Source organism: Citrobacter sp. MGH104 (genome assembly GCF_001034485.1).
GTDB classification, from domain to species: Bacteria; Pseudomonadota; Gammaproteobacteria; order Enterobacterales; family Enterobacteriaceae; genus Citrobacter; species Citrobacter freundii.
Window position 1 is genome coordinate 2,061,936 of record NZ_KQ089818.1, and the last position, 21,505, is coordinate 2,083,440.

The window sequence follows — 21,505 nt, forward strand, 5'->3', positions numbered from 1 at the left end:
CACACAACAAATCTCGCAACGGAAGGCGACCTGCGTCATGCTGAAGCGAGACACCAGGAGACACACGGCGAAAGCTATGCTAAAACAGTCGGGATGCTACAGTAATACATTGACGTACTGCATGTATGCAGAGGACATCACATTACAGGCCGTCGCACGTATTGACAGCCCCCTTCCCAGGTAGCGGGAAGCACATTTTTGCAAACCCAGAGACAGGATGTTTTTTGGCTCTGGAGACAGCTTATAACAGAGGATAACCGCGCATGGTGCTTGGCAAACCGCAAACAGACCCGACTCTCGAATGGTTCTTGTCTCATTGCCATATTCATAAGTACCCATCGAAGAGCACGCTGATTCACCAGGGTGAAAAAGCGGAAACGTTGTACTACATCGTTAAAGGCTCAGTGGCAGTGCTGATCAAAGATGAAGAAGGGAAAGAAATGATCCTTTCTTATCTGAATCAGGGCGATTTTATTGGTGAATTAGGCCTCTTCGAAGAAGGTCAGGAACGCAGCGCCTGGGTCCGTGCTAAAACTGCATGTGAAGTCGCTGAAATTTCCTACAAAAAATTTCGCCAATTAATCCAGGTCAATCCAGATATTCTGATGCGCCTGTCCTCTCAGATGGCTCGCCGTCTGCAGGTCACGTCTGAAAAAGTGGGCAACCTTGCCTTCCTCGACGTTACCGGTCGTATCGCGCAGACTCTGCTGAATCTGGCGAAACAGCCTGATGCGATGACCCACCCGGACGGCATGCAGATTAAAATCACCCGTCAGGAAATCGGCCAGATCGTTGGCTGCTCCCGTGAGACCGTCGGTCGTATTCTGAAGATGCTGGAAGATCAGAACCTGATCTCCGCACACGGTAAGACCATCGTCGTCTACGGCACACGTTAACCCCATCGAAGTGGCGCGTTACCCCGTAATGCGCCACTTTTGTTTGCTCCGATGTGGCGAAGACTGATATACCACCCAGAGATCAACTACGCACTACGACAAACGCTGGTGCTATGTTTACCTGTGGCCGTCGGCCTGATCATCGGTCAGCTTCATCTGGGACTCCTCTTTTCCCTCGTCCCTGCCTGCTGCAATATTGCCGGTCTTGATACCCCGCATAAGCGCTTTTTCAAACGCTTAGTGATTGGCGCGTCTTTGTTTGCCGGATGCAGTCTGATCATGCAATTACTGCTGGCACAGACTATACCGCTGCCACTGATCCTCACCGGCCTGACGCTGATTCTTGGTGTAACCGCAGAATTAGGCCCTCTGCATGCGCGACTACTACCTGCCTCGCTTATCGCGGCAATTTTCACACTCAGTCTGGCAGGTAACATGCCCGTCTGGGAGCCGCTGCTAATCTACGCACTGGGCACATTGTGGTATGGCCTGTTCAACTGGTTCTGGTTCTGGATGTGGCGCGAGCAGCCGCTGCGTGAGTCGCTCAGCTTGTTGTACCGCGAATTAGCCGATTACTGTGAGGCCAAGTACAGCATGCTGACTCAGCATGCCGACCCAGAAAAAGCGCTGCCTCCCCTGTTGGTGCGCCAGCAAAAAGCGGTGGATTTAATTACCCAGTGCTATCAGCAAATGCATATGCTGTCGGCGCATCGCAACAACGATTATAAGCGCCTGCTACGTGCCTTTCAGGAGGCGCTCGATTTACAGGAACATATTTCCGTTAGCCTCCACCAGCCGGAAGAGGTGCAAAAGCTGGTCGAACGTAGCCACGCCGAACAAGTGATTCGCTGGAATGCGCGCACCGTCGCCGAACGCCTTCGCGTACTGGCCGATGATATTTTGTATCACCGCTTACCGACCCGTTTCTCAATGGAAAAGCAGATTGGCACGCTGGAGAAAATCGCCAACCAGCATCCGGACAATCCGGTGGGTCAATTTTGCTACTGGCACTTCAGCCGTATTGCCCGTGTGCTACGCACCCAGCGGCCACTGTATGCCCGTGATTTAATGGCTGACAAGCAGCGTCGGCTGCCGCTGATCCCTGCCCTGAAAAGCTATCTGTCGTTGAAATCCCCGGCGCTGCGTAATGCCGGACGCATCAGCGTCATGTTGAGCATTGCCAGCCTGATGGGCAGCGCCTTACACCTGCCAAAACCCTATTGGATTTTGATGACAATCCTGTTTGTCACGCAAAATGGCTACGGGGCAACCCGGGTACGTATCTTACACCGTTCAGTAGGGACGCTCGTCGGTCTGGTGATCGCCGGCGTCACGCTGCACTTTCATATTCAGGAAGGTTACACGCTGGCAGGCATGCTACTGATAACCCTGGTGAGTTATCTGACCATCCGCAAAAACTACGGCTGGGCTACCGTCGGCTTTACCGTCACCGCGGTATATACCCTGCAACTGCTGACACTGAACGGGGAACAGTTTATCGTGCCGCGGTTTATCGATACGGTCACTGGCTGCCTGATCGCTTTTGGCGGGATGCTCTGGCTGTGGCCGCAGTGGCAGAGCGGTTTACTGCGTAAAAACGCCCACGATGCGTTAGAAGCCGATCAGGAGGCCATTCGCCTGATTCTTAGCAACGATCCCCAGGCCACACCACTGGCGTATCAACGCATGCGGGTCAACCAGGCGCATAACACGCTGTTCAACTCACTTAACCAGGCGATGCAGGAGCCTGGGTTCAACTCGCACTATCTGGCGGACATGAAACTGTGGGTTACGCATAGCCAGTTCATCGTCGAACACATCAACGCAATGACTACGCTGGCAAGGGAACATACGATGCTGACGCCGGATTTGGCGCAGCGGTATCTGGAGTCCTGTGAAATTGCGATCCAGCGCTGTCAGCAGCGGCTAGAATATGACGGTCCCGGAAGCTCCGGCGATGTGAATATTCTCGAAGCGCCAGAGATGCTGTCCCATGGGCCTTTAAGCACCCTTGAGCAGCATCTGCAGCGGGTTTTAGGGCATCTGAACACCATGCATACCATTTCGTCGGTAGCATGGCGTCAGCGACCGCACCATGGGATCTGGCTGAGCCGCCGGTTGCGGGACATGAAAGGTTAAGAGAGTTGCCGGATGGCGGCGTAAACGCCTTATCCGGCCTACAGAGTAAGGTGTGATTCGTAGGCCGGATAAGCGTAGCGCCATCCGGCAATCCGTCAACCCATCACTTTCGCCACGGCCTGCGCGAAGCGCTGCATCCCTTCATCGATATCAGTCTGCTCCACCACCAGCGACGGCGCGAAACGCATCACGTCCGGTCCGGCGTTCAATACCATCACGCCTTCATTCGCCGCGGCGTACAAGAAATCACGCGCCCGGCCTTTAAATTGCGGCTTCAGTTCGGCGCCAATCAGCAGTCCCATACCGCGAATGTCGCTGAAAATGTCAAACTGCTGGTCAATTTTCTGCAAATGCTGAACAAACGCCTGGCGTTTGGCCTGAATACCTTCCAGCACTTCCGGCGTGTTGATGATATCAAACGCAGCTCCCGCAACCGCGCAGGCCAGCGGGTTACCGCCGTATGTGGAGCCGTGTGAACCCACGTGGAACGCGGAGGCAATCTCCTGGGTGGTCAGCACCGCGCTCACCGGGAAACCGCCACCGAGCGCCTTGGCGCTGGTGAGGATATCAGGCGTCACGCCGTAGTGCATATAGGCAAACAGTGAGCCAGTACGCCCCATCCCGCTCTGTACTTCATCAAATACCAACAGCGCCTGGTGCTGATCACAGAGCTCACGCAAGCCTTGCAGGAATGCCGGCGTTGCCGCAGTAACGCCACCCTCGCCCTGAATAGGCTCGATCACCACCGCGCAGGTGTGATCGTCCATCACCGCTTTGACCGCATGCAGATCGTTAAACGGGACATGGATGATATCTGCCGGCTTTGGTCCAAAGCCGTCGGAATATTTCGGCTGCCCGCCGACGGATACGGTAAACAGCGAGCGACCATGAAACGCGTTATGGAAGGCAATGATTTTGGTTTTGAACGGGCTATGACGCACGCAGGCATAGTGGCGCGCCAGCTTAAAGGCGGTTTCGTTAGCTTCGGTACCGGAGTTCATGAACAGTACGCGTTCGGCGAAAGTCGCATCAATGAGTTTACGACCTAAGCGTAACGCCGGTTCGTTGGTGAAAACGTTGCTGGTATGCCACAGGGTTTCACCCTGGGTTTTTAACGCCTCAACCAGCGCAGGATGACAATGCCCTAACGCGGTAACTGCAATGCCGCCCGCGAAATCAACATACTCTTTACCCTGTTGATCCCATACTCGACTCCCTTTCCCTTTTACCGGGATAAACTCAGCCGGTGCATAAATCGGCAGAATCACTTCATCGAATGTCGCGCGTGTAATTGCAGTTTGTTCAGTTGCCATGTCATTACCACCCTGTTAAGCAGAAATGCTAGTGAAATTATAATCACAAAATATGAATAAAAAATCACTGAATAGCAACCACAAATCACCGGTTGAGGAAATTAGCCAGCAGCTGATGCCCCTGTTCGCTGAGAATGCTCTCCGGGTGAAACTGCACCCCTTCCATATCCCACTCCCGGTGGCGAATACCCATGATCTCCTGTGTTTCACTCCAGGCGGTCACCTCAAAGCAGTCAGGAAGGGTTTCGGGAGCGACCACCAGAGAATGGTAGCGCGTTACCGTTAATGGATTGGCGAGCCCCTGAAAAACGCCCTGCCCGTTATGCGTAATCGGCGACGTTTTACCATGCATCACTTTCGCCGCCCGAACCACGGTCGCGCCAAAGGCCTGTGCCATCGCCTGGTGCCCCAGACAAACGCCCAGCAGTGGGATCTTCCCTGCGTAATAGCGAATAACCTCCAGCGAAATACCGGCGTCATCCGGCGTACAGGGTCCCGGGGAAATGACGATTTTTTGCGGGCTCAGCGCGTCAATTTGCGCCAGCGTCAGCTCGTCGTTGCGCCTGACAAGGACATCAGCCCCCAGTTCGCAGAAGTATTGGTACAGGTTCCAGGTGAAAGAGTCATAGTTATCGATAAGCAGGATCATGGCGGCTCCGGTACATAAGAACCGCGCTATTCTACTCAGTTTCCGGTGCTTCGCTTACCACTTTACGAAATATCGCCCGCAGTGCAGACAGGTCACCCATCGCCCCGCTCTGATTAGCCTGATTCCACTCCTCAACCGGAATGCCATCCCAGCTCAGCACATACCCTGCATGAATCGCTAACTGTTCGAAGAAAATACGCTGCGCCAGACCGCTACCAATGCGAAACGGATGCAGCACATTGATTTCGCAATAATAGTGCGCAAGACGATCGACAAACTTGTCTTCCGGTAATCCCACCAGCCAGGACTCATCTTCCAGGTCCTGCATCAGTGCATTGCCCTCTTTCTCGATATAGGCGAAATGGCAAAAGCGAGTATCGCCCTGGTAAATATCGACTTCGCGCAGGTGTCCCGCCCAGTCAAAAATATCCCGATACAGCTGGCGATGAATGGCGCACAGGTGCGGTAAGCCCCGTTTAAGCGGCCCCAATTCGATAGTCGCCGCACGCAGCGCCGTCAGTTCATAAGCCGCCTGCGCCAAACGCTGCGCCTGATGAATCCCCAGACGGTTACGCATGACATTCAGGCCCGGATATAAATACGGGTCGCGACCATCACCGAATTTATCGCTCATAGTGCCTCCTCAGCTCTTCAAGACGCGCCAGAGCGTCTTCAGCACTCAGAGTAACCCGTAGAATATCTACGCCTTCCAGCCGTCGGCTGGCCTGGAAATTGGCGTTTCGCCGCTGTTCCCACAGCCTGGACTTTTGTTTATCGGTGAGTTTTTTCACGTGACCTCCCTGAATGAGCCGACACTTGCCACAAGTATAAGCAGCAATTTCGGGTTACGCAGAGAGAGGGGGGAACGCGGGCAAGAACTACCCGCGCGAGATACGATTACGGCAGAACTTTAGCAGAAAGGATAACAATCGGTTTTGACGGAACATTCTGGTATGGACCGACATCATGGGTCTGTACCTGAGAGATCTTATCCGCGACATCCATACCTTTCACAACTTTTCCGAAGACAGCATAGCCAAAGTCGCGCTGGCCGTGATCGAGGAAAGCGTTGTCTGCAATGTTGATAAAGAACTGGCTGGTCGCGCTGTCTTTATCCGCTGTACGCGCCATAGCAATCGTGCCGCGGGTGTTACGCAGTCCGTTATCGGCTTCATTCTTGATGGGCGGGTTAGGTTTCTTCTGCTGCATCTGCTCGGTAAAACCGCCGCCCTGCACCATGAAGCCAGGGATCACACGGTGGAACGTAGTGTTGTTATAGAAACCGCTGTTGACATAATCGACAAAGTTTTGCACTGAAACCGGGGCTTTCTGACTGTTCAGCTCCAGCTCAATGTTACCAGCAGAGGTTGTCAGCAGAACATGAGGGTCACCTTTTGCTGCCAGTGCTGCGGGAGAGAGAGCAGAAAGAGCGAGAACAGCTGCAACAGCCGCCAGAGTCGATTTGAGCATGAGAATTCCTTAACAAGAGCAGAAATGAAGCAAGTGAATTGATTCTAAAGAGCCTTCAAGGACAAGGCCATCCCTTTACCTAATTTTACGTACTTGAAACAAATGTAACCTTACTGCCGCATGAATCAATGTGATTTAGATCACATACAAAAATGTAATAAACAAAGTCATTACCAATAAATATTTAAATACATCACAAAAGCGCCTAAAATCTGCCCGCTCACGGCGCAGTCAATGCGCCTTACACTTCTATACAGGCCAGTCATGACTAACAGCAATCGCATCAAGCTCACATGGATTAGCTTTCTCTCCTACGCCCTGACAGGTGCGTTGGTAATTGTCACCGGGATGGTGATGGGAAACATCGCAGATTACTTCCATTTGCCCGTTTCCAGCATGAGTAACACCTTCACCTTCCTGAATGCCGGCATTCTGATCTCTATCTTTCTAAATGCATGGCTAATGGAAATCGTGCCCCTGAAAACCCAGTTGCGCTTCGGCTTTATCCTGATGGTACTGGCAGTCGCCGGACTGATGCTCAGCCATAGCCTGGCCTTGTTCTCTGCCGCCATGTTTGTATTGGGTCTTGTGAGCGGTATAACCATGTCGATTGGTACGTTCCTGGTAACTCAAATGTACGAAGGTCGCCAGCGCGGTTCACGCCTGCTGTTTACTGACTCCTTCTTCAGCATGGCCGGTATGATTTTCCCGATGGTTGCCGCGTTCCTGTTAGCGCGCAGCATCGAATGGTATTGGGTCTATGCCTGCATCGGCCTGGTATACGTCGCTATTTTCCTGCTGACCTTCGGTTGTGAATTTCCGGCACTGGGTAAACACGCTCAGCAGTCAGACGCGCCGGTAGTAAAAGAAAAATGGGGGATTGGCGTGCTGTTTCTGGCGATCGCCGCGCTGTGCTACATCCTCGGTCAGTTGGGCTTTATCTCCTGGGTTCCGGAATACGCCAAAAGCCTGGGTATGAGCCTGAACGACGCAGGTAAACTGGTCAGCGACTTCTGGATGTCTTACATGGTTGGCATGTGGGCGTTTAGCTTCATTCTGCGTTTCTTCGATTTGCAACGCATCCTGACCGTACTGGCGGGTCTGGCCACCGTACTGATGTATCTGTTTATCACGGGTACGCCGGAACATATGCCGTGGTTCATTCTAACGCTGGGCTTCTTCTCCAGCGCGATTTATACCACCATCATTACCCTTGGCTCCCAGCAGACGAAGGTCGCCTCACCCAAACTGGTTAACTTCGTTCTGACCTGCGGCACCATCGGTACTATGCTCACCTTCGTGGTAACCGGCCCTATTGTGGCACACAGCGGCCCACAGGCGGCATTGCAGACGGCTAACGGCTTGTATGCGGTTGTATTCGTAATGTGCTTTATTCTTGGCTTCGTCACGCGTCATCGCCAGCATAACGCGCCAGCAATGCATTAATCTCAGTGCCGGGGGCGCTTCGCTAGCCCGGCCTACACACTGCCGGATGGTATCCACATCATCCGGCATATTTTCGCCTCCTCTCTTCTTTCACTGGTCATGTAGGCCAATTCTTACAAAAACCCCTTAATTTGTACGCTATTTATACAAACACGAAAACTCAAATAATTCCGTCACTTATAAAAATGCTGACAAATCAGTTATATACCTCTTAAGGAGTATATAAGGGCGAATTTGATTTGCATCAATAAGTGCGGTTGCTGAATCGTTAAGGTAGGCAGTAATAGAAAAGAAATCGAGGCAAAAATGAGCAAAGTCAGACTCGCTATTATCGGTAATGGTATGGTCGGCCATCGCTTTATTGAGGATCTTCTTGATAAATCCGACGCTGCCAATTTTGATATTACCGTCTTCTGTGAAGAACCCCGCAAAGCATACGACCGCGTACACCTGTCTTCCTACTTCTCCCACCACACCGCCGAAGAGCTTTCTCTGGTGCGTGAAGGATTCTACGAGAAGCATGGCGTTAAGGTGTTAGTGGGCGAGCGCGCAATTACCATTAACCGCCAGGAGAAAGTAATCCACTCCAGCGCAGGTCGTACGGTTTACTACGATAAGCTAATCATGGCGACGGGCTCTTACCCGTGGATCCCACCGATTAAAGGTTCGGAAACCCAGGACTGCTTCGTTTACCGCACCATCGAAGACCTCAACGCGATTGAGTCTTGCGCGCGCCGTAGCAAACGCGGTGCCGTGGTCGGCGGTGGCCTGCTGGGCCTGGAAGCCGCTGGTGCGCTGAAAAGCCTCGGCGTTGAAACCCACGTGATTGAATTCGCCCCAATGCTGATGGCTGAACAGCTGGATCATATGGGTGGCGAGCAGTTACGTCGCAAAATTGAAAGCATGGGCGTGCGTGTGCACACCAGCAAAAACACTAAAGAGATCGTTCAGGAAGGCACCGAAGCGCGCAAAACCATGCGTTTTGCCGACGGTAGCGAACTGGAAGTCGATTTCATCGTCTTCTCTACCGGTATTCGTCCACGCGACAAACTGGCTACCCAGTGCGGCCTTGACGTCGCGCCACGCGGCGGTATCGTCATTAACGACACCTGCCAGACTTCTGACCCGGACATCTATGCCATCGGCGAATGCGCAAGCTGGAACAACCGCGTGTATGGTCTGGTCGCTCCTGGCTACAAAATGGCGCAGGTTGCCGTTGACCATATTCTCGAAACTGAAAACGCCTTTGAAGGTGCGGACCTGAGCGCCAAGCTGAAGCTGCTCGGCGTTGACGTCGGCGGTATTGGTGACGCGCATGCTCGCACGCCGGGCGCACGTAGCTATGTCTATCTCGACGAAAGCAAAGAAGTCTACAAACGCCTGATCGTTAGCGAAGATAACAAAACCCTGCTCGGCGCGGTTCTGGTTGGCGACACCAGCGATTACGGCAATCTGCTGCAGTTGGTGCTGAACGCCATTGAACTGCCGGAAAATCCGGATTCACTAATTCTGCCAGCACACGCGGGCAGCGGTAAGCCATCTATCGGTGTCGATAAACTGCCGGACAGCGCGCAGATTTGCTCCTGCTTTGACGTCACCAAAGGCATGCTGGTTACCGCTATCAACAAAGGCTGCCATACCGTTGCGGCGCTGAAAGCGGAAACCAAAGCCGGTACCGGCTGTGGCGGGTGTATCCCGCTGGTAACGCAGGTCCTGAACGCCGAACTGGCGAAACAGGGTATCGAAGTGAATAACAACCTGTGCGAACACTTCCCGTACTCACGTCAGGAACTGTTCCACCTGATCCGCGTAGAAGGCATTAAAACTTTCGAAGAGTTGCTGGCTAAACACGGTAAAGGTTACGGCTGCGAAGTGTGTAAACCTACCGTGGGTTCCCTGCTGGCGTCCTGCTGGAATGAGTACATCCTCAAACCACAGCACACGCCGCTGCAGGACACCAACGACAACTTCCTGGCTAACATCCAGAAAGACGGTACTTACTCCGTGATCCCGCGCTCTGCGGGCGGTGAAATTACCCCTGAAGGCCTGGTGGCCGTGGGCCGTATCGCGCGTGAGTTTAACCTGTACACCAAAATTACCGGTTCTCAGCGTATCGGTCTGTTCGGCGCGCAGAAAGATGACCTGCCGGAAATCTGGCGTCAGCTGATTGAAGCGGGTTTTGAAACTGGCCACGCGTATGCCAAAGCGCTGCGTATGGCGAAAACCTGCGTAGGTAGCACCTGGTGTCGTTATGGCGTCGGCGATAGCGTCGGCTTCGGCGTGGAGCTGGAAAATCGCTACAAAGGCATTCGTACCCCGCACAAAATGAAATTCGGCGTCTCCGGTTGTACCCGCGAATGTGCGGAAGCTCAGGGCAAAGACGTAGGTATCATCGCCACTGAGAAAGGCTGGAACCTGTACGTTTGCGGTAACGGCGGGATGAAACCTCGCCATGCAGACCTGCTGGCAGCAGATATCGATCGCGAAACGCTGCTCAAGTATCTTGATCGTTTCATGATGTTCTACATCCGTACCGCCGACAAACTGACCCGTACCGCACCGTGGTTAGACAATCTGGAAGGAGGTATCGAGTATCTGAAGTCCGTCATCATCGACGACAAGCTGGGCCTGAACCAGCATCTTGAAGAAGAGATGGCCCGTCTGCGTGAAGCGGTGGTCTGCGAGTGGACAGAAACCGTTAACACCCCATCCGCGCAGGTTCGCTTCAAACACTTTATCAACAGCGATAAACGCGATCCGAATGTCCAGGTTGTGCCTGAACGTGAACAACATCGTCCGGCCACGCCTTATGAGCGTATCCCGGTGACTCTGGTGGAGGAAAACGCATGAGCCAGTGGAAAAACATCTGCGAAATCGATGACATTCTGCCTGCAACAGGCGTCTGCGCCCTGTTAGGTAACGAGCAGGTTGCAATTTTCCGCCCGTATCACAGCGACCAGGTGTTTGCGATCAGCAACATCGACCCGTTCTTTGAGTCCAGCGTGCTTTCTCGTGGGCTTATTGCTGAACATCAGGGCGAATTGTGGGTTGCCAGCCCGCTGAAAAAACAGCGTTTTCGTTTAAGCGACGGACTGTGCATGGAAGACGAACAGTTCTCCGTGAAACATTACGAAGCGCGAGTGAAAGACGGCACGGTGCAACTGCGCGGTTAATAAATTTTTGGGAGGCGCAACGCCTCCCCTTTTTTGACGTATTTGTAGGTCTTTTATTGGTAGGCCTGATAAGCGTAGCGCCATCAGGCAATTGCAAAAGCACATTGCCGGATGGCGGCATAAATGCCTTATCCGGCCTACGGTTACGATTTCTTTTTATTTTTGTACTTCAAGGATAATCAACACATGTTCACAGACACTATCAATAAGTGTGCGGCTAACGCTGCGCGCATCGCACGCCTGTCGGCAAATAACCCGCTCGGGTTCTGGGTCAGTTCGGCAATGGCAGGGGCCTACGTTGGCCTCGGCATCATCCTTATTTTTACCCTCGGTAACCTGCTCGACCCGTCCGTACGTCCGCTGGTGATGGGTGCAACCTTTGGTATCGCCTTAACGCTGGTTATTATTGCCGGTTCAGAACTGTTTACCGGTCACACCATGTTCCTGACGCTCGGCGTCAAAGCGGGCACCATCAGCCACGGCCAAATGTGGGCTATCCTGCCGCAAACCTGGCTGGGAAATCTGGTCGGATCCGTGTTTGTCGCCCTGCTTTATAGCTGGGGAGGCGGCAGTCTGCTGCCGGTCGATACCAGCATCGTCCATTCGGTCGCGCTGGCGAAAACCACCGCGCCTGCAACGGTGCTGTTCTTTAAAGGCGCACTGTGTAACTGGTTGGTTTGTCTGGCAATATGGATGGCAATCCGTACCGAAGGCGCGGCAAAATTCCTTGCTATCTGGTGGTGTCTGCTGGCGTTTATCGCTTCAGGCTACGAGCACTCGGTGGCCAACATGACGCTGTTTGCCCTCTCCTGGTTCGGTCATCACAGCGAAGCTTATACCCTGTCAGGAATTGGTCATAACCTGCTGTGGGTGACACTCGGTAATACTTTGTCCGGTGTCGTATTCATGGGATTAGGTTATTGGTATGCTACGCCAAAATCGGAGCGTCCGGCTCCGGCAAAAATCAACCAGCCAGAGGCGGCTGCTAATAATTAATTAAGGGGTAATGTCGTGGACCATTTGCCTATATTTTGTCAACTACGTGACCGCGACTGCTTGATCGTCGGCGGTGGTGATGTCGCAGAACGCAAAGCGCGGTTACTGCTGGAAGCGGGCGCCCGTTTAACGGTTAATGCACTGGCGTTTATTCCGCAGTTCAAAGTATGGGCAGATGAAGGCATGCTGACGCTGGTTGAGGGACCGTTCGATGAGTCCCTGCTCAACACCTGCTGGCTGGCTATTGCCGCCACCGATGACGATGCCGTCAACCAAAGCGTCAGCACCGCCGCGGAGTCACGTCGTATCTTCTGCAACGTGGTCGACGCGCCAAAAGCAGCCAGTTTTATCATGCCCTCCATTATCGACCGCTCGCCGCTGATGGTGGCGGTCTCCTCCGGCGGGACATCGCCGGTGCTTGCCCGTCTGCTGCGTGAAAGGCTTGAATCCGTACTGCCTCAGCATTTGGGCCAGGTCGCACAATATGCCGGCAAGTTGCGCTCCCGGGTGAAGAAACAGTTTGCCAGCATGGGTGAACGTCGCCGCTTCTGGGAAAAATTGTTCGTGAATGACCGCCTGGCGCAGTCGCTGGCGAACAATGACCTGAAAGCCGTCGAGGAAACCACCGAGCAAATGCTCAGCGAACCGCTGGATCACCGTGGTGAAGTGGTACTGGTTGGCGCCGGTCCTGGCGATGCCGGCCTGCTGACGCTGAAAGGGTTACAGCAGATCCAGCAAGCGGATGTCGTGGTTTATGACCGCCTGGTTTCTGACGACATCATGAACCTTGTCCGCCGCGATGCAGACCGAGTGTTCGTCGGCAAACGTGCGGGCTATCACTGCGTACCGCAGGAAGAGATCAATCAGATCCTGCTGCGTGAAGCACAACAGGGCAAGCGCGTGGTACGACTGAAAGGTGGCGACCCGTTCATCTTTGGCCGTGGTGGCGAAGAGCTGGAAACGCTGTGCCATGCCGGTATTCCATTCTCTGTAGTGCCTGGTATTACCGCAGCCTCTGGTTGTTCTGCCTATTCCGGCATTCCACTGACCCATCGTGATTACGCTCAGAGCGTGCGTCTGGTTACCGGACACCTGAAAACCGGCGGTGAGCTGGATTGGGAAAACCTGGCGGCCGAGAAACAGACGCTGGTGTTCTATATGGGACTGAACCAGGCTGCTACCATCCAGGAAAAATTGATCGAGTTTGGCATGCAGCCTGATATGCCCGTCGCGCTGGTAGAGAACGGGACTTCCGTGAAGCAACGCGTCGTCAACGGAGTACTAACGCAGCTCGGTGAGCTGGCACAGCAGGTTGAAAGTCCGGCGCTGATTATCGTCGGTCGCGTGGTTGGACTACGCGATAAGCTGAACTGGTTCTCGAATCATTAATTGAATGCTAATAAATGCCCTGATATTCAGGGCATTTATTTATGATTCACAAAAGTTAATATTTAATCTAAATAAAATATCATCCATAGTATTCATCAATTTATTAAAAATAGATACATTTCATAGCATTTTAATTCATTAAAAATATAATTTACCCTAACATTATCACGTCCTTATTCGGACTATTTAAAATCTTCCTTAGTTGATATCTTAACCGCCGGGAAATGGATTTCATCCATTTAAAAAATAGATATCTTACAAGGATTTTATCATGTTTAAATTTGCAAAAATCACCATCGTGGCAGGTGTACTGGCTACGCTGACCGCATGTACTGGTCATATTGAAAACACAAAAAACAACTGTAGCTACGATTATTTATTCCATCCGGCGATTTCAATTTCTAAAATTATTGGTGGCTGCGGCCCGGCTGCAAATCAATAATATACGCGATTGCGCAGATACAAAAAACCGGGAATTTCCCGGTTTTTTCATTTTAGATTTACGCTCACTCACATGCACTCACGCTTTCCCGCAAAATCCGCAGCACCGTGTCCTCGCCACTGCGATTGGGATTAATACGAATCGCATAGTCGCTCAGCTCTGGATTCGCTTCACGGAAGGTCCCGGAGAGGCGATAAAACAGCGGCGGGATTTCATATTTCGACTCCGCTCCTACCGGATACGGTAGCGCACCTCTCTCTTGCGCCGCTTTCAGCACACGGGCGGCAATCGGCTGGTGAAACTCCACGATCAGCACCTTCGACTGGGCATTAGCAATAACCGCTTTTTTCACCTCAGGTATCGCTCCACTATCGAGCAGATTCAGCAGACGCTCAGAAACGCCAGCCTGCACCGCATGCATCACCGGAGCGAAAACCAGACCGCGAAGTACCTCGAGCGCCTGCGCTCCCTGGATCTGGCTGCCGCCGGAATAGAGGGTGCTACGAATTTTAGCGATGACCTCTGCCTTGCCGACAACCGCCCCTACGCCTTCCGGGCCGAAGAGCTTAAAGCAGGAAAAGGTGGACAGCGTCGCCCCACACTCGCAGCCGATACCCTCTACTTTCATCACCGCGTAGTTATCATCGGTTAATGTCGGTACGCCGCATTGTGTTATTTCCGCCAACACATCCGCTAAAACGTAATGGTCCTGCGGTTGCTGCCGCGTATGCTGTACCAACGCGGCATCAGGGCGATACTGCGTAATAGCCCGCATGATTGCCGAGGGGCTGTTGAAATCAGCCCTGACCAGGGTGATGCCCATCTGCTCGATGATCACCAGTGTTGTAGGATACACAGGTGCGTCGTGTACCAGCAGCCGCTGCCTGGGTTTGAGCAGTGCGGCCAGCCCGGCGCGAATAGCCCCGGTGCCAGCACCCTGAACCAGCACGGCGGCTTCAGCATGAAACGCCTCGGCCAGCACCTTTTCCACACGCTGCGTGACCCGGGGCTGATTCAGCCCCGGGGCCAGCCCCAAATCGCCACCGGCCAGAAAGTCAGCGCCAGGAAAGTGACGGCAGAGCGTATCCACCAGCGCAAACTGCTTTTGTTGTGCTTGCGCGAGCGTAAGACTTTGCAGAGGGAACGTCTTCATGTTTTACGCCTCCTCAGGCCGGAACAAACAGACCAAACCAGTAGAGAATATTCAGCACAATACCCGTAATCATCACCGCCACGACCGGGGCCGCCATCTTCTGCACCGGACGCCCTATCGATTCGTTAAGGAAGTAAATCGCCACCGCAATCGAGAAACCGGTGTAGCCAGCCATCTTAATGGCGGCAAAAATCGAGCCTATCAGCAGCGCCATTTCCATCAGCATATTCATCGCATTACGAATATTGTCCGATGCGTTACGCACTGACGGATAACGCCCCAGCCATTTGCCAATTGAGCGCAGCAGCAACACTTCCGCGGAAATCACGATAGCGCCAAGGATTGCCGCTATCCACGGGTTCGGTGCCAGATAACCAACGGAATAAACAAAGGTGAAGCCCGCTACCGCGTATACACCGGTTGCCAGCGCGGTGGTGGCAATCAACGGCACAAAACCCAACCCACGCATAAATTCCGCCAGCGCCGCCTGGTTAATCAGCGTCTGCGATTGCTCAGGCGTAATCCCCGCTGAATAGGCTTTTTCCAGCGTAAAAATTGAGACCTCGCTACCAGCAAAAATTTTCATACTGGCAACGGCGGCAATCAGCGCGCCAACGATGGCAATATACGGCAGGTTTTTAATAATCCGTGAGGTTCGTTCTTCAAAGACCGATAGCCCGCTGGCATCCATCTCTTCATCGCCACGATGACGAATATCATGCGTAATGGCGATCGCCAGCAGCATCATCATCCCCACAAAAATCTCAATTGATTCCGGGTTCAGATGCGGGAAGTAACGCACCACCACCACGCGGGTCATCAGTACCACTACTGCCGCGATAATGCTGTGTTTCCAGCCAAACTGGTAGAAAATCGCCACCAGCGGGAAGAGTGCGAATGCGGAAACCACCGGAGAACTCAGCTCACCGAGGCTGCCCAGTACATCAACCGGCAGCGCCGTGAGCAAATGGTTCACCGGCAGCAGGCAGGTCAGAATCAATATGCCCCAGATAGCGCCCAGACCGAACGCCAACAGGCTGTTCATTGCCAGCACGCCGAGAATATCCGTCGGCAGGAACAGCAGCCAGGCGTTGAGCAAGCCGGTTTTCAGGGTAAAGGAGATCCCCACCGACGCGACAAAGCCGATACTCAGACCAAACGCGATACTTCCCGCCTCCCGGCGGTTCATGTACCCCTCGATCAGCTGCGGCAGGATCGGGCGGATGCCGTCATGAAAGACGGCCGCCGAGCGGTGTGCCAGAAGTGACGTCATGCCGGTCAGGCAGGCCACCACCACAATCTGAATATACAGATCCATAGTCATGCCTTTTATTTCAGGTGGTTAACCAGCATCGGAATCGCATGTTCAACATGTTCGACGGAGAGACCAAACGCCACTTTCCCTTCCGCAACCATTTTTGCGATATGTTCGTCTTTCGCCTTAATACCCGGCTTGGCGATAGTGCAGCTTTTGTTGTAGCCAATCACCGCGATGGCAATCGACAGTGCTGCACCCGCGCCGGTGTTACAAGCGCCGATGTAGTAATCCAGTTGTCCGGATTTCACCTTCATCGCCGCTTCCATATCGTTATGAATGGAGACTTCAAAGCAGCCCGGTGCTGCGGTTTCGATGGTTTTTTTAATCTGCTCACGCTGTAAGCCAGCAACGCCAATCTTTTTCATGATTCTGTCCTTATTGGAAAAATTTTGAGGGGTTATCACGTAACATCATGTCCACATCGGCCTGACTGAATCCTGACTGGCGCAGCTGTGGGATAAAGGTGGTTAACAGATAGTCGTAGCCATTGCCGCCATTGGCTTTTAAATGCGAGCGGCGGGTAATGTCCATAGAGAGCATGACGTGGCTAAGCAGTTCGCGATCGCGTATCGCGTGCAGCATGGCGATGCGTTTCTCGTCCGGGTAATAGTTGTTTTTTCCGATGGTATCGAATTGCACATACGCGCCGAGCTCGATCATGCGTAAGATATTGTCGAGATTATCTTTCAGGTCGCAGTGACCAACGGTTACGCGGGAAAGGTCGACGCCGTGCGCCTGTAGCAACACCAGCTGTTCCACTCCCATCGTGCTAAAAGAGGTATGGGTTGAGATGGGGCGTCCGGTTTCGATGTGTGCCCGTGCCGCGGCGATAAACACCTTCTCTTCAAGCGGCGTAATCACGCCTTCACTAGAGCCGATTTCCGCGATAATTCCGGCCTTCAATTCAGTACCATCAATACCGATGACTATCTCATCGACCATCTCCTGCGCGAGCTGTTCCACGCTTCGGGCCGCAACATGTTCAGGGAAGAACGCATCCTGGTAATAGCCTGTGCAGGCCACGACGTTAATTCCGGTATCGCGCATCAGGTCGAGCATGAATTGCGGATTACGTCCCATATAGCGGTTGGTCATCTCAATAATGTTGCTGACGCCTAACGCCCGGAGATCCTTCATTTCCTGACAAATGAGATCGTACTGATCTAACCGGCAGTCGAGGTTATTCTTAAATCCGGAGAGATCGATATGCAGATGTTCGTGGACCCAGGTGTAGCCCGTCGGATCAAAGTTCATAAGGTGTCTCCTGTAAGGCGCAATGCCGAGAGAAAAGAACAGCCGTTTTGTGGCGCCGCCGCGCCGAAAAATTCACACACCGTAGCGCCAACATCGGATAACGTCGCCCGGATGCCTAATTGCGCAGGCTCCAGCCCCTGTTGATACACCAATACCGGCACAACTTCCCGGGTATGGTGGCTGTGCCCTATGGTCGGATCGTTGCCGTGATCGGCCATGACCACCAGACAGTCATTTGGCTCCATAGCGGTCAGAAGGCGTGAAAGATTAAGATCAACAAGCTGCAGCCGTTCGGCATAACGTGCGACGTCTTCAGCGTGTCCGGCGAGATCGGTTTCCTGAATGTTGGTACAGATAAATACCGTCGATTCCGCGTTAAATTCGTTAAGCGTGATATCCATAATCTGCTGGCTATCCACCAGGTTTTGCCAGCTGCGCCCGTGCGGATTGCCAACGATGTCCGCCACTTTACCGACCAGCACGGTAGGGATTCCGGCGTCATGCAGTTTTTGCGGTACCTGTACCTGCTCATCTACGCCAAAGCCCATATGCCTGACCTGAAAACCGCTTTCATACGCGCCGGAGCGTGGGGCATTAATGCCGACAAAGCGCCCTTCCATCGTTTCGGCGGCATCCAGAATGCGCTGGCTGTTCGCAAGCTGGCCGCCAAAGGTTATGACGCGCCCGACCTGAACCTGTTCACGCACTACGCGGCCAATCTTTAGCACCTCATCAAACGCAATGGCGGACAGGTTGGCAGTGACGTTGTAGACCTGACCTAAATCCGCTTCGAGGTTATCGCCCACTGCAACCGCATCGTTGATCCAAAGAAACGCCAGGTCGCCGCCGCGACGTTCCACCTGCCAGCCCGCGACTTTCAGCGCTTGCTCAACGCGATCAATAACGTCGCTAAATGGCATCCGCAGCGGTGCCTGAGGCCGTGTGCCTAAAATCTCCTGATGGCCCATAAAGGTATCTCCCCCTTCATGCTGCAGCTCCGCAACGCCCCAGACTGCCGATTCCGAAGGTTTCATCACGCCCGGCGCAAAGCCCAGAGCGTTAATCAGCCCCAACTTCTCAAGCGTTGGCAGCCGTAACTGCGGGAGTTCGCCCAGGATATGACCACAGGTATTCGCTCCGGCATCCTGCGGCCTGACCCGCGTGACGTCTTTCATTGCGCCAACGCCAAAACTGTCGATTACTAACACCACGAATCGGGCCATTAGTCCTCCAGAATATTGCCGAGACTGTCGTATCGCGCGACGATTTCAGCTACGCCGCGCTGAATGCCCGACACCAGTACCACGTCGCTACGCGTCACGAAGATCTGGGTGCGAAAACAGAAGATCACCGCGCTGCTCACCGGAAACTCACCTGCCACAGGCAGGTAGTAGTCAATGCTGCTGTCGTCCACGGGTTTTAGTTTCGCGGCTATAGGCGCGTCATTTTCTGGCGTAAAGACCAGCGCATTTTGCGCATGGCCGCGACGATAATAGCCCCCGCCGTAGCAATAACTGTCTCCGCGAAAATTGTGCGATATCTCGCTCAACCACAGCATCGCAATGCGTTCCGGCTGGTCGCCTTTTTGATTGGAAGGAATGGTGCCGGTCAACGCATGACCCGGCTCCGCATGGGTGACGCCATATTCCGCCAGCAGGGGGAGTGACGAACAGCTACTGGCTGACGGCGCATTAAGCTGCTCAATGGCAATCCCGGCCTCAACCAACTGACGTCGGGCATTTACCAGCGTATGCAGATTAGGCGTCGGCATCGTCTGCGCGGAGTTTTCATCCCATAACAGGCAGGGGAAATGGGTGAGGCCGCTCAGGCGCAGGCCCGGCAGCCTGCGGATTTCATTGACCACATCCGTCAGATACATCAGCGGAAATCCGCTTTCCTGCCCCGGGTAGAGAAAATCATCTTTGTCGTACACCTTCAGCATCACGTTCTGTTCACAGCCGGCCTTCACCGCAGCAGCGGAAACTTCGCGCGCTTTCTCCAGTGAGAACAATGTGATGACTTCAGTACCTTGCGCTACAGCCTCATTGACCAGTCGCGACGGGATCTGCACCAGATGTCCCTGATGCGCAACCGGCAACCCGGCACGGCGCATGACGCGACTCTCCTTGTAATCGACAACCACGATGCCTTCATAGCCAAGCTGCAACAGTTTCTCCGCCAGCCACGGGTTACGTCCAACCTGTTTGGTCATCAGATACAGCGAGATACCATGTTGCCCCGCGACATCCAGCAGACGTTTGCCATTCTCAATGACCTGGTCAACATCAATGACCCAACTGTCAGGGGCGATCTTTCCCTGCTGCCATAACGCGATAGCGGCGGAGATTAGCGCGGGGTTCTGGCGTTTCAATGCGTCTATAAACATTTCTCTGCCTCGTTTCTAATCCTTCAGTTAAATATTCATTTTTTTGAATATTTAAGATGCAATAAGCTCATTCCCCATTGATTTCAGACGCCTTCGTTCGCCGCCATCCACAATCCATACAAGTTCGCCAGCATATAGCCTTCTTCATTCGCGTGCAGCGCCACCGTAAACTCTTTCATCAGCGCCTGATGTACCAGCAAAATAGTTGGCCAGAGATGAGATTGCGCCAACTCCTCCAGCAACTCGCCATCCAGCGCTTCAATCACTTCGCCCTGGCGGCTGCGCATTAACGCACTCGCCATATGGGTCATCGCCATGGTTCCTTGCTCGCTGTGAATCGGCAAACGCCACTCTTCATCCAACCGCCTGACCACTTGCAGCATGCCGCTACAAATATCCTTGTCGATAACGCCTGCTTCACACAGCAGGTTAAGCCTGTTTTCCATGTCGTTTGCCTTCACTTAATAACTGGGTTCCTGTTCACCGTTCGCCACACGTTGTTGGTGGGCAAGCAGCGCCTCTTTGTTAACAACGGCGCGCAGTAGCTGCTGCATCGCATAATCCTCTGCGCGGGTAAGTACCACGGCCTCCGTGGCCTGCAGAAATCGCGGGTCGTTGGTGAGCGGCGTGGCTTCTAACCCCAGTACCGCCAGCTCGGCCTCTGCAACCACGTTCCAGATAACCGCATCCACATCCCCTTTCGCGATGCGCTGCAAGCTTTCGTGATAAGGCATATCGATCAATTCAACGTTACGGTTGCCAAAACAGGCCTCGGTCATGATTTTCTGATCCGCCGAACGGTTATCGAGCCCGACACGTTTTACAACTGCAGATTCGCCCTTGCGACAAATTAGCTGATGCTCGCCAACGTAGGTATGCGGTCCCAGCGCCAACGTGATGCGCAGCCCGTCCTGAGCAAGGTAACTTTCCGCCGCCAGACGAGAAACCACCGCCATGTCGTAGACGCCGTTTAGCAGGCATTCCACGCGAATATCAGCCCCACGCATGTGTGCGTAATAAAACGGGATCCCATCGAACTGCGCTTTCAGCCCACTCGCCAGCCCTTCATATAAACGGGTGTAAGGCAGCGGCATCGCACAGACCACGTTATTAATATCCACATGCTTTAGCAGCGTACGGTTATCCATCTCCACCAGATAGCTACCGTTGCGCCCACGACGCTCAATACGGATTGCCCCAGAGGATTCCAGCGTTTTCAACGCAGCCTGGGTTAACCCTACCGATGAGTGACACTCGGCTGCCAGTTCATCAATAGTTTTCAATCTGTTACCGCACTTCTCACCGAGCAGGTAACGGGCCAGGGTTGTCAGCACAACCCCCTCTTTCTTGATAAATGTCCGACGCATTTTATATTTTCAGTAAATTGAATATTTATATCTTCATTAAATTGAAGATATAACGCAATGAGGAAATATGCAAACGGCGAGGCGCTTCACATTTTTTGAGGTTCACAAACCAAC

Annotated in this window: 21 protein-coding genes and 1 pseudogene; 8 read left to right on the forward strand and 14 right to left on the reverse strand. The window is 53.4% G+C overall.

Annotation, left to right across the window (positions count from 1 at the left end; all coding sequences use genetic code 11):
• Nucleotides 1–263: 263 nt before the first annotated feature.
• A complete protein-coding gene (gene crp / locus SK34_RS09740; RefSeq protein ID WP_000242758.1) occupies nt 264–896 on the forward strand; it encodes a cAMP-activated global transcriptional regulator CRP in 633 nt (210 codons plus the stop codon).
• A gap of 51 nt (nt 897–947) precedes the next feature.
• Nucleotides 948–3,035, forward strand: coding sequence for a YccS/YhfK family putative transporter (locus SK34_RS09745; protein ID WP_003023605.1), 2,088 nt, complete (start codon nt 948–950; stop codon nt 3,033–3,035).
• Here the strand turns inward: SK34_RS09745 and SK34_RS25175 are convergent.
• The 6 genes and pseudogenes from SK34_RS25175 to ppiA form a co-directional block, all read right to left on the reverse strand.
• A pseudogene (locus tag SK34_RS25175) lies at nt 3,028–3,126 on the reverse strand (hypothetical protein); the annotation flags it as partial. The gene SK34_RS09745 and the pseudogene SK34_RS25175 overlap by 8 nt on opposite strands.
• Nucleotides 3,127–3,130: 4 nt before the next feature.
• Complete coding sequence (gene argD, locus SK34_RS09750; protein WP_003847953.1) at nt 3,131–4,348, reverse strand: bifunctional acetylornithine/succinyldiaminopimelate transaminase; 1,218 nt, start codon at nt 4,346–4,348, stop codon at nt 3,131–3,133.
• Between the two features lie 85 nt (nt 4,349–4,433).
• Nucleotides 4,434–4,997 carry an aminodeoxychorismate synthase component 2 gene (gene pabA / locus SK34_RS09755; RefSeq protein WP_003847954.1) on the reverse strand — a complete coding sequence of 188 codons (564 nt, stop codon included), beginning with the start codon at nt 4,995–4,997 and terminating at the stop codon, nt 4,434–4,436.
• A 31-nt stretch (nt 4,998–5,028) separates the two neighbouring features.
• Complete coding sequence (locus tag SK34_RS09760) at nt 5,029–5,631, reverse strand: putative adenosine monophosphate-protein transferase Fic (protein WP_003023599.1); 603 nt, start codon at nt 5,629–5,631, stop codon at nt 5,029–5,031.
• Nucleotides 5,621–5,788 carry a YhfG family protein gene (locus SK34_RS23695; protein WP_003023597.1) on the reverse strand — a complete coding sequence of 56 codons (168 nt, stop codon included), beginning with the start codon at nt 5,786–5,788 and terminating at the stop codon, nt 5,621–5,623. Before SK34_RS23695 ends, SK34_RS09760 begins: the two co-directional genes overlap by 11 nt.
• 106 nt (nt 5,789–5,894) lie before the next feature.
• Nucleotides 5,895–6,467: a peptidylprolyl isomerase A gene (gene ppiA / locus SK34_RS09765; RefSeq protein ID WP_003023595.1), complete on the reverse strand. Its 573-nt coding sequence runs from the start codon at nt 6,465–6,467 to the stop codon at nt 5,895–5,897.
• A 264-nt stretch (nt 6,468–6,731) separates the two neighbouring features.
• Here ppiA and tsgA point away from each other — a divergent pair, with 264 nt between their 5' ends.
• The 6 genes from tsgA (at nt 6,732) to SK34_RS23700 (ending at nt 13,913) form a co-directional block, all read left to right on the forward strand.
• A complete protein-coding gene (gene tsgA, locus SK34_RS09770) occupies nt 6,732–7,913 on the forward strand; it encodes an MFS transporter TsgA (protein ID WP_003847955.1) in 1,182 nt (393 codons plus the stop codon).
• A 306-nt stretch (nt 7,914–8,219) separates the two neighbouring features.
• Complete coding sequence (gene nirB, locus SK34_RS09775) at nt 8,220–10,763, forward strand: NADPH-nitrite reductase large subunit (protein ID WP_048232910.1); 2,544 nt, start codon at nt 8,220–8,222, stop codon at nt 10,761–10,763.
• Complete coding sequence (gene nirD / locus SK34_RS09780) at nt 10,760–11,086, forward strand: nitrite reductase small subunit NirD (RefSeq protein WP_048232912.1); 327 nt, start codon at nt 10,760–10,762, stop codon at nt 11,084–11,086. The genes nirB and nirD overlap by 4 nt, the downstream gene beginning before the upstream one ends.
• A 186-nt stretch (nt 11,087–11,272) precedes the next feature.
• Entirely contained in the window at nt 11,273–12,082 is an 810-nt protein-coding gene (gene nirC, locus SK34_RS09785; protein ID WP_003023587.1) for a nitrite transporter NirC, read from the forward strand.
• A 15-nt stretch (nt 12,083–12,097) separates the two neighbouring features.
• Nucleotides 12,098–13,471 (forward strand): siroheme synthase CysG, encoded by a 1,374-nt coding sequence (cysG, locus tag SK34_RS09790; protein WP_003023586.1) that lies wholly within the window; start codon nt 12,098–12,100, stop codon nt 13,469–13,471.
• Nucleotides 13,472–13,742: 271 nt separating this feature from the next.
• Nucleotides 13,743–13,913 (forward strand): YhfL family protein, encoded by a 171-nt coding sequence (locus tag SK34_RS23700; RefSeq protein WP_003837939.1) that lies wholly within the window; start codon nt 13,743–13,745, stop codon nt 13,911–13,913.
• Nucleotides 13,914–13,977: 64 nt separating this feature from the next.
• Here the strand turns inward: SK34_RS23700 and SK34_RS09800 are convergent, their stop codons facing one another.
• From SK34_RS09800 to yhfZ, 8 genes are all read right to left on the reverse strand, one after another.
• On the reverse strand, nt 13,978–15,066 hold the full coding sequence (locus SK34_RS09800; protein WP_048232913.1) for an aminotransferase class I/II-fold pyridoxal phosphate-dependent enzyme: 1,089 nt from the start codon (nt 15,064–15,066) through the stop codon (nt 13,978–13,980).
• 13 nt (nt 15,067–15,079) lie between these two features.
• On the reverse strand, nt 15,080–16,384 hold the full coding sequence (locus SK34_RS09805) for a YhfT family protein (RefSeq protein WP_032937265.1): 1,305 nt from the start codon (nt 16,382–16,384) through the stop codon (nt 15,080–15,082).
• 11 nt (nt 16,385–16,395) lie between these two features.
• Nucleotides 16,396–16,749 (reverse strand): DUF2620 domain-containing protein, encoded by a 354-nt coding sequence (locus SK34_RS09810; protein WP_003023576.1) that lies wholly within the window; start codon nt 16,747–16,749, stop codon nt 16,396–16,398.
• 10 nt (nt 16,750–16,759) lie between these two features.
• Entirely contained in the window at nt 16,760–17,638 is an 879-nt protein-coding gene (locus tag SK34_RS09815; protein ID WP_048232915.1) for a phosphotriesterase-related protein, read from the reverse strand.
• On the reverse strand, nt 17,635–18,861 hold the full coding sequence (locus SK34_RS09820) for a phosphopentomutase (protein ID WP_046671291.1): 1,227 nt from the start codon (nt 18,859–18,861) through the stop codon (nt 17,635–17,637). Before SK34_RS09820 ends, SK34_RS09815 begins: the two co-directional genes overlap by 4 nt.
• Nucleotides 18,861–20,024 carry a YhfX family PLP-dependent enzyme gene (locus tag SK34_RS09825; RefSeq protein WP_003023571.1) on the reverse strand — a complete coding sequence of 388 codons (1,164 nt, stop codon included), beginning with the start codon at nt 20,022–20,024 and terminating at the stop codon, nt 18,861–18,863. The genes SK34_RS09820 and SK34_RS09825 overlap by 1 nt, the downstream gene beginning before the upstream one ends.
• Nucleotides 20,025–20,107: 83 nt before the next feature.
• The gene (locus tag SK34_RS09830; RefSeq protein WP_003023568.1) at nt 20,108–20,470 is read right to left on the reverse strand and encodes a hypothetical protein; all 363 of its coding nucleotides are present in this window, start codon (nt 20,468–20,470) and stop codon (nt 20,108–20,110) included.
• 15 nt (nt 20,471–20,485) lie between these two features.
• Nucleotides 20,486–21,391, reverse strand: a complete 906-nt coding sequence (gene yhfZ, locus SK34_RS09835; RefSeq protein ID WP_003837923.1) for a GntR family transcriptional regulator YhfZ — start codon at nt 21,389–21,391, stop codon at nt 20,486–20,488.
• Nucleotides 21,392–21,505 lie beyond the last annotated feature (114 nt).

Coding starts and splice junctions, on each gene's coding strand:
- ppiA (WP_003023595.1), bottom strand. CDS start 6,467: ATGCTCAAATCGACTCTGGCGGCTGTTGCAGCTGTTCTCGCTCTTTCT.
- nirD (WP_048232912.1), top strand. CDS start 10,760: ATGAGCCAGTGGAAAAACATCTGCGAAATCGATGACATTCTGCCTGCA.
- SK34_RS09815 (WP_048232915.1), bottom strand. CDS start 17,638: ATGAACTTTGATCCGACGGGCTACACCTGGGTCCACGAACATCTGCAT.
- pabA (WP_003847954.1), bottom strand. CDS start 4,997: ATGATCCTGCTTATCGATAACTATGACTCTTTCACCTGGAACCTGTAC.
- argD (WP_003847953.1), bottom strand. CDS start 4,348: ATGGCAACTGAACAAACTGCAATTACACGCGCGACATTCGATGAAGTG.
- SK34_RS09830 (WP_003023568.1), bottom strand. CDS start 20,470: ATGGAAAACAGGCTTAACCTGCTGTGTGAAGCAGGCGTTATCGACAAG.
- nirC (WP_003023587.1), top strand. CDS start 11,273: ATGTTCACAGACACTATCAATAAGTGTGCGGCTAACGCTGCGCGCATC.
- yhfZ (WP_003837923.1), bottom strand. CDS start 21,391: ATGCGTCGGACATTTATCAAGAAAGAGGGGGTTGTGCTGACAACCCTG.
- crp (WP_000242758.1), top strand. CDS start 264: ATGGTGCTTGGCAAACCGCAAACAGACCCGACTCTCGAATGGTTCTTG.
- SK34_RS09800 (WP_048232913.1), bottom strand. CDS start 15,066: ATGAAGACGTTCCCTCTGCAAAGTCTTACGCTCGCGCAAGCACAACAA.
- tsgA (WP_003847955.1), top strand. CDS start 6,732: ATGACTAACAGCAATCGCATCAAGCTCACATGGATTAGCTTTCTCTCC.
- SK34_RS09810 (WP_003023576.1), bottom strand. CDS start 16,749: ATGAAAAAGATTGGCGTTGCTGGCTTACAGCGTGAGCAGATTAAAAAA.
- SK34_RS09760 (WP_003023599.1), bottom strand. CDS start 5,631: ATGAGCGATAAATTCGGTGATGGTCGCGACCCGTATTTATATCCGGGC.
- SK34_RS09745 (WP_003023605.1), top strand. CDS start 948: ATGTGGCGAAGACTGATATACCACCCAGAGATCAACTACGCACTACGA.
- nirB (WP_048232910.1), top strand. CDS start 8,220: ATGAGCAAAGTCAGACTCGCTATTATCGGTAATGGTATGGTCGGCCAT.
- SK34_RS23700 (WP_003837939.1), top strand. CDS start 13,743: ATGTTTAAATTTGCAAAAATCACCATCGTGGCAGGTGTACTGGCTACG.
- SK34_RS09820 (WP_046671291.1), bottom strand. CDS start 18,861: ATGGCCCGATTCGTGGTGTTAGTAATCGACAGTTTTGGCGTTGGCGCA.
- SK34_RS09825 (WP_003023571.1), bottom strand. CDS start 20,024: ATGTTTATAGACGCATTGAAACGCCAGAACCCCGCGCTAATCTCCGCC.
- SK34_RS09805 (WP_032937265.1), bottom strand. CDS start 16,384: ATGGATCTGTATATTCAGATTGTGGTGGTGGCCTGCCTGACCGGCATG.